1 protein-coding gene is annotated in these 317 nt (G+C 63.7%); it reads right to left on the bottom strand.

From position 1 onward, the window contains the following. Nucleotides 1-295: hypothetical protein (locus tag P0D89_RS54405; protein ID WP_408379909.1), on the bottom strand; the 295-nt coding region annotated here is incomplete at its 3' end. Nucleotides 296-317: the final 22 nt, after the last annotated feature.

Below are 317 nucleotides of genomic sequence, written 5' to 3'. Positions count from 1 at the left end.
GACCGAGCTGGATGCCCTCGACGTCGATTCCGAGGCCACGGGCAAGCGCCGCGGCGAACATCGCGTTCTGCACATTGTGCAGCGCGAGCCCTTGCACAGTGGCGGGAATCAGATATGTCCACAACAATGGAATGCGACGGCCGCCATCCCACAGCACGATCAGGTGACCGCCGGCTTCTTCCTCCAGCACGAACGCCGCGCCGCCCGCGCGAATATGCTCGCCGACCAACGGGTGCGCGGCGTTCATCGTGACGTAGCACAGCCGACTCGCATCGGTATGATCCGCCATCTTCATGCACAACGGATCGTCGGCGTTG

The organism is Paraburkholderia sp. RL18-085-BIA-A, from assembly GCF_046027075.1.
Classification (GTDB): Bacteria; Pseudomonadota; Gammaproteobacteria; order Burkholderiales; family Burkholderiaceae; genus Paraburkholderia.
This window is presented reverse-complemented; position numbering and strand designations above follow the sequence as displayed.